Raw genomic sequence first — 6,967 nt, 5'->3', positions numbered from 1 at the left:
ATGGACATTAGTATCGGAAACAGGAAAGGGAGGCGAAAGACGGTTTAAATGATGCGCTTACGTCTGATGTGGGGGACACAAAAGCGAAAATGCAGCAGAAAGCCATTTGCTAAAATTGAAATATAACTACTGGGCGCGCAGCAATTTCGTGCGCCCCTCATTTGCGCAATGTAAGGGTGTCATATGATTACTATTGACGGTAATGGCGCGGTTGCTTCGGTAGCGTTTCGTACCAGTGAAGTTATCGCCATCTACCCTATTACTCCCAGTTCCACAATGGCAGAACAGGCTGATGCCTGGGCCGGCAACGGCTTGAAAAACGTCTGGGGAGACACACCACGCGTGGTTGAAATGCAGTCGGAAGCGGGTGCTATCGCTACCGTACATGGCGCTTTGCAAACGGGGGCCCTCTCAACATCGTTTACGTCATCGCAGGGGTTGCTGCTGATGATCCCGACGCTGTACAAACTGGCAGGCGAACTGACGCCGTTTGTCCTGCATGTGGCGGCACGTACCGTTGCCACACATGTACTCTCTATTTTTGGCGATCATTCCGACGTGATGGCGGTGCGCCAGACGGGGTGCGCAATGTTATGTGCGGCAAACGTCCAGGAAGCGCAAGACTTTGCTCTCATTTCGCACATCGCAACGCTGAAAAGCCGCGTGCCATTTATTCATTTCTTTGATGGTTTTCGCACGTCCCACGAAATCAACAAAATTGTCCCGCTGGCCGATGACACGATTCTTAATCTCATGCCACAGGCCGACATTGATGCTCATCGCACCAGGGCACTCAGCCCGGAACATCCGGTAATCCGCGGTACGTCTGCCAATCCTGACACTTATTTCCAGTCTCGCGAAGCCACCAACCCATGGTACAACGCGGTTTATGAGCATGTTGCACAGGCGATGAATGATTTCGCTGCCGCGACAGGTCGTCAGTATCAGCCGTTTGAGTATTACGGGCATCCGCAAGCGGAACGAGTGATTATCCTGATGGGCTCTGCCATCGGCACCTGTGAAGAAGTAGTAGATGAATTGCTAACCCGTGGCGAGAAAGTCGGCGTGCTGAAAGTTCGCCTGTACCGCCCATTCTCTGCCAAACACTTGCTACAAGCTCTGCCGGTATCCGTGCGCAACGTGGCGGTACTGGACAGAACCAAAGAACCAGGAGCTCAGGCAGAACCGCTGTATCTGGATGTGATGACGGCGCTGGCTGAAGCCTTTAATAATGGCGAGCGCGAAACCTTGCCCCGTGTCATCGGTGGGCGCTATGGTCTTTCATCCAAAGAATTTGGCCCGGACGGTGTACTGGCAGTATTTGCCGAACTCAACGCGGCTAAACCGAAAGCGCGCTTTACGGTTGGTATTTACGATGATGTGACCAATTTGTCACTGCCGTTGCCGGAAAACACCCTGCCAAACTCGGCGAAACTGGAAGCCTTGTTTTATGGTCTTGGTAGTGATGGCAGCGTATCCGCGACCAAAAACAATATCAAGATTATTGGTAATTCCACGCCGTGGTATGCACAGGGCTATTTTGTATACGACTCCAAAAAAGCGGGCGGCCTGACGGTTTCCCACCTTCGCGTGAGCGAGCAGCCGATTCGTTCCGCTTATCTCATTTCCCAGGCTGATTTTGTTGGCTGCCACCAGTTGCAGTTTATCGATAAATATCAGATGGCTGAACGTTTAAAACCAGGCGGCATTTTCCTGCTCAACACGCCGTACAGCGCTGATGAAGTGTGGTCGCGCCTGCCGCAGGAAGTTCAGGCTGTGTTGAACCAGAAAAAAGCACGTTTCTATATAATTAACGCGGCGAAAATCGCCCGTGAATGTGGTCTGGCGGCCCGTATTAATACTGTCATGCAGATGGTTTTTTTCCATCTGACGCAAATTCTGCCTGCCGATAACGCCCTAGCAGAATTGCAGGGCGCGATCGCCAAAAGCTACAGCAGCAAAGGCCAGGATTTGGTGGAACGTAACTGGCAGGCTCTGGCGCTGGCGCGTGAATCCGTAGAAGAAGTTCCGTTGCAGCCGGTAAATCCGCACAGTGCCAATAGACCGCCAGTGGTTTCCGATGCCGCTCCTGATTTCGTGAAAACCGTTACCGCTGCGATGCTCGCCGGACTTGGTGATGCCCTCCCCGTTTCGGCGCTGCCGCCAGACGGCACCTGGCCGATGGGCACCACGCGCTGGGAAAAACGCAATATCGCCGAGGAGATCCCCATCTGGAAAGAGGAACTCTGTACCCAATGTAACCACTGCGTTGCCGCTTGCCCACACTCAGCGATTCGCGCAAAAGTGGTGCCGCCTGAAGCGATGGAAAACGCCCCTGCCAGCCTGCATTCGCTGGATGTGAAATCGCGCGATATGCGCGGACAGAAATATGTCTTGCAGGTGGCGCCGGAAGATTGCACCGGTTGTAACCTGTGCGTGGAAGTTTGCCCGGCGAAAGACCGACAAAATCCAGAGATTAAAGCCATCAATATGATGTCGCGCCTGGAACATGTCGAAGAAGAGAAAATCAATTACGATTTCTTCCTCAACCTACCAGAAATCGACCGTAGCAAACTGGAACGTATTGATATTCGTACATCGCAGCTGATTACACCGCTGTTTGAATATTCAGGTGCTTGCTCGGGTTGTGGCGAGACGCCGTATATTAAATTACTGACTCAGCTCTATGGCGACCGGATGTTGATCGCTAACGCCACCGGTTGTTCTTCAATTTATGGCGGTAACCTGCCCTCCACACCGTACACTACCGATGCCAACGGTCGCGGTCCGGCCTGGGCGAACTCGCTGTTTGAAGATAACGCCGAATTTGGCCTTGGTTTTCGCCTGACTGTCGATCAACACCGTGTCCGCGTGCGGCGTCTGCTGGATCAATTCACCGATAAAATCCCGGCTGAGTTACTGACGGCGTTGAAATCAGACGCTACGCCAGAGGTGCGTCGTGAACAAGTCGCCGCTTTACGCCAGCAACTCAACGATGTTGCTGAAGCACATGAACTGCTGCGTGACGCAGATGCACTGGTGGAAAAATCCATCTGGCTGATTGGTGGCGACGGCTGGGCTTACGATATCGGCTTTGGCGGTCTGGATCATGTATTGAGCCTGACGGAAAACGTCAATATTCTGGTGCTGGATACGCAATGCTATTCCAACACCGGCGGTCAGGCGTCGAAAGCGACACCGCTGGGTGCAGTAACTAAGTTTGGCGAGCACGGCAAACGTAAAGCGCGTAAAGATCTCGGCGTCAGTATGATGATGTACGGTCATGTTTATGTGGCGCAGATTTCTCTTGGCGCGCAGCTGAACCAGACGGTGAAAGCGATTCAGGAAGCGGAAGCGTATCCGGGGCCATCGCTGCTCATCGCTTACAGCCCGTGTGAAGAGCATGGTTACGATCTGGCACTCAGTCACGACCAGATGCGCCAGCTCACTGCTACTGGCTTCTGGCCGTTATATCGCTTCGATCCTCGTCGTGCCGATGAAGGCAAACTGCCGCTGGCGCTGGATTCACGCCCGCCGTCAGAAGCACTGGAAGAGACATTGCTCCATGAGCAGCGTTTCCGTCGTCTGAATTCACAGCAGCCAGAAGTGGCAGAACAGTTATGGAAAGATGCTGCAGCTGATTTGCAAAAACGCTATGACTTCCTGGCACAAATGGCTGGAAAAGCGGAAAAAAGCAACACCGAGTAAATGATCTGGATAAGGATTATCCAATTCTAAAAAAAAGCCCGGACGACTGTTCGGGCTTGTCTTCTTATATGTTGGAAAATCAGTGGCAATGCAATGAACCAACAGAAAATAAAATCTGTGACAATAAAGGCATATAACCCGCGCAGAATAACGTATGGCAAATTAAAAGTATAATTTTTATTTTGTATGTATTCCCCTCGATACATTCACCAAACTTATTATCATTTCATAAGAATTATTTGATTAAGATTTTACTTAAGACGTAACAAATGATACTTATCTGCTGTCGGAACTTCTCCTTTAGGATGTTTTCACTCCCCGAAACGGGGATAAAAGGCAAATAAAATAACTAAAGGATTTATTTAATGAAAAGCAAAGTACTGGCACTCTTAATTCCATCCCTGCTTTCCGCAGGCGCAGCACACGCAGCTGAAGTATATAATAAAGACGGCAACAAATTAGATCTGTATGGCAAAGTTGATGGCCTGCATTATTTTTCTGACAATGCCAATAGTGATGGCGATAAAACTTATGTGCGTTTTGGTTTTAAGGGTGAAACGCAAATCACGGATCAACTGGTTGGGTATGGCCAGTGGGAATATAACGTGCAGGCCAATGGCACTGAAGGTGATAAAGGTGACTCCTGGACTCGTCTTGCTTTTGCCGGTCTGAAATTTGGTGACATGGGTTCATTCGACTATGGTCGTAATTATGGCGTAATGTACGACATCGAAGGCTGGACCGATATGCTGCCTGAATTTGGTGGTGACTCTTATACCAATGCAGACAACTTTATGACTGGTCGTGCCAATGGCGTGGCGACCTATCGTAATAGTGATTTCTTCGGCCTGGTTGATGGTCTGAATTTTGCGTTGCAGTACCAGGGCGCGAACGAAAACCAGGTTACCCATGAGCAAGAAGGTACCGCAAACGGTACCCCAGATGGCGATCGTACTATGAAGAACGCCAATGGCGACGGTTTCGGTATCTCCACTACCTACGACTTAGGCATGGGTGTAAGCTTTGGTGCGGCGTATACCAGCTCCGATCGCACTAACCAGCAGGCAGAATTCTCTACCGCAAAAGGCGATAAGGCTGATGCCTGGACTGCCGGTGCAAAATACGATGCTAACAATATCTACCTGGCGACCATGTATTCTGAAACGCGTAACATGACGCCTTACGGTGATTCAGCAAATACGATTGCCAACAAAACCCAGAACTTTGAAGTCACTGCACAGTACCAGTTTGATTTTGGTCTGCGTCCGGCGGTCTCTTTCCTGATGTCTAAAGGCAAGGATTTAGTCGGTACCGACAGTGATAAAGATCTGGTTAAATACGCCGATGTTGGCGCGACCTACTATTTCAATAAAAATATGTCCACCTATGTTGACTATAAAATCAACCTGTTGGATGAAGATGACAGCTTCTACGCTGCCAACGGTATCGCTACCGACGATATTGTCGCTTTAGGTCTGGTTTATCAGTTCTAAATCCTCCTGCCCGCTATTTTGGCGGGCTTTTTCTGCTTATTCTCCCTCCTTTGATCTAAATTAAAAATGTGAACTCCGTCATTACACAAAAAGTGTCATCTGGCGTTACACTTTATTAGGATACTAAAACAGGAGGTTTTATGAACAGAACGATTCTTGTCCCTATCGATATTTCTGATTCAGAATTAACTCAACGCGTGATTAGCCACGTTGAGGCAGAGGCAAAGATTGATGATGCAGAGGTTCATTTCCTGACGGTAATACCTTCACTGCCCTACTATGCCTCTCTGGGTTTAGCGTATTCCGCAGAATTACCGGCAATGGATGACCTGAAAGAGGAAGCCAAATCGCAACTGGAAGAGATCATTAAAAAATTTAAACTGCCAACCGACAGAGCGCATGTCCATGTTGAGGAAGGCTCACCCAAAGACCGCATTCTGGAATTGGCGAAGAAGCTCCCCGCTCATATGATCATCATTGCTTCCCATCGACCGGATATCACCACTTATCTGCTCGGTTCTAACGCCGCCGCGGTAGTGCGTCACGCAGAGTGCTCCGTGCTGGTTGTGCGCTGACACTAACGCCCGCACATTGCTGCGGGCTTTTTGATTCATTTCGCAAATGTGCTGACATTTTCCCCTCTAATCCGTACCATACACGCCACAGTTTTTATATCAGATTTCTTATGCCGGGCATTCCGGCATGACGCATACTCTTCTGATGCCATATAACGAATTGAGCCGCTTTTAAATGTCGCAAAATCAAGAAATTAGTAAGAAAGAACAATACAACCTAAACAAATTACAAAAACGTCTGCGTCGTAACGTAGGTGAAGCCATTGCTGACTTCAATATGATTGAAGAAGGCGATCGCATCATGGTTTGCCTCTCCGGGGGTAAAGACAGCTATACCATGCTGGAGATTCTGCGCAATTTGCAGCAAAGCGCGCCAATCAATTTTTCGCTGGTAGCTGTTAACCTCGACCAGAAGCAACCGGGCTTCCCGGAACACGTTCTGCCCGAGTATCTTGAAAAGCTGGGCGTTGAATACAAAATAGTTGAAGAGAATACTTACGGTATCGTGAAAGAGAAGATTCCGGAGGGCAAAACCACTTGCTCACTGTGTTCTCGTCTGCGTCGCGGAATCCTTTACCGTACCGCAACGGAACTGGGAGCGACGAAGATCGCGCTGGGTCACCATCGTGACGATATCCTGCAAACGCTGTTCTTAAATATGTTTTACGGCGGCAAGATGAAAGGTATGCCTCCGAAGCTGATGAGCGATGATGGCAAACATATCGTGATTCGTCCACTGGCCTACTGCCGCGAGAAAGATATTCAGCGCTTTGCCGATGCAAAAGCATTCCCGATTATTCCGTGCAACCTGTGCGGTTCACAGCCTAACCTGCAACGTCAGGTGATTGCTGACATGCTGCGTGACTGGGATAAACGTTATCCGGGGCGTATCGAGACGATGTTCAGCGCGATGCAGAATGTGGTGCCGTCGCACCTGTGCGATACCAACCTGTTCGATTTCAAAGGCATTACCCACGGTTCTGAAGTGGTTAACGGGGGTGATCTGGCGTTTGATCGCGAAGAAATTCCACTACAACCAGCGGGCTGGCAGCCTGAAGAAGATGACAATCAATTGGATGAGTTACGGCTGAATGTCGTTGAAGTGAAATAACCAGGATAGCGCCCGATGCGCAAGCCTATCGGGCTACTCTTATGTAGGCCGGATAAGACGCAGCCAGCGTCGCATCCGGC

At 49.7% G+C, this 6,967-nt stretch carries 4 protein-coding genes; all 4 read left to right on the top strand.

The window, feature by feature from the left end:
* Positions 1 to 183: 183 nt before the first annotated feature.
* The 4 genes from nifJ to ttcA all read left to right on the top strand — a co-directional run bounded on the left by nifJ (position 184) and on the right by ttcA (position 6,887).
* Positions 184 to 3,708 (top strand): pyruvate:ferredoxin (flavodoxin) oxidoreductase, encoded by a 3,525-nt coding sequence (gene nifJ / locus A7090_RS09670; protein ID WP_105273867.1) that lies wholly within the window; start codon positions 184 to 186, stop codon positions 3,706 to 3,708.
* A gap of 365 nt (positions 3,709 to 4,073) precedes the next feature.
* Positions 4,074 to 5,201, top strand: coding sequence for a porin OmpC (gene ompC / locus A7090_RS09665; RefSeq protein WP_105273866.1), 1,128 nt, complete (start codon positions 4,074 to 4,076; stop codon positions 5,199 to 5,201).
* Positions 5,202 to 5,341: 140 nt separating this feature from the next.
* Positions 5,342 to 5,776, top strand: a complete 435-nt coding sequence (gene uspF / locus A7090_RS09660) for a universal stress protein UspF (RefSeq protein WP_105273865.1) — start codon at positions 5,342 to 5,344, stop codon at positions 5,774 to 5,776.
* Between the two features lie 175 nt (positions 5,777 to 5,951).
* Positions 5,952 to 6,887, top strand: a complete 936-nt coding sequence (gene ttcA / locus A7090_RS09655) for a tRNA 2-thiocytidine(32) synthetase TtcA (protein WP_105273864.1) — start codon at positions 5,952 to 5,954, stop codon at positions 6,885 to 6,887.
* Positions 6,888 to 6,967 lie beyond the last annotated feature (80 nt).

Origin of the sequence: Escherichia sp. MOD1-EC7003 (genome assembly GCF_002965065.1) — a bacterium.
Lineage (GTDB): Bacteria > Pseudomonadota > Gammaproteobacteria > Enterobacterales > Enterobacteriaceae > Escherichia.
This window is presented reverse-complemented; position numbering and strand designations above follow the sequence as displayed.

Coding starts and splice junctions, on each gene's coding strand:
- uspF (WP_105273865.1), top strand. CDS start 5,342: ATGAACAGAACGATTCTTGTCCCTATCGATATTTCTGATTCAGAATTA.
- ompC (WP_105273866.1), top strand. CDS start 4,074: ATGAAAAGCAAAGTACTGGCACTCTTAATTCCATCCCTGCTTTCCGCA.
- nifJ (WP_105273867.1), top strand. CDS start 184: ATGATTACTATTGACGGTAATGGCGCGGTTGCTTCGGTAGCGTTTCGT.
- ttcA (WP_105273864.1), top strand. CDS start 5,952: ATGTCGCAAAATCAAGAAATTAGTAAGAAAGAACAATACAACCTAAAC.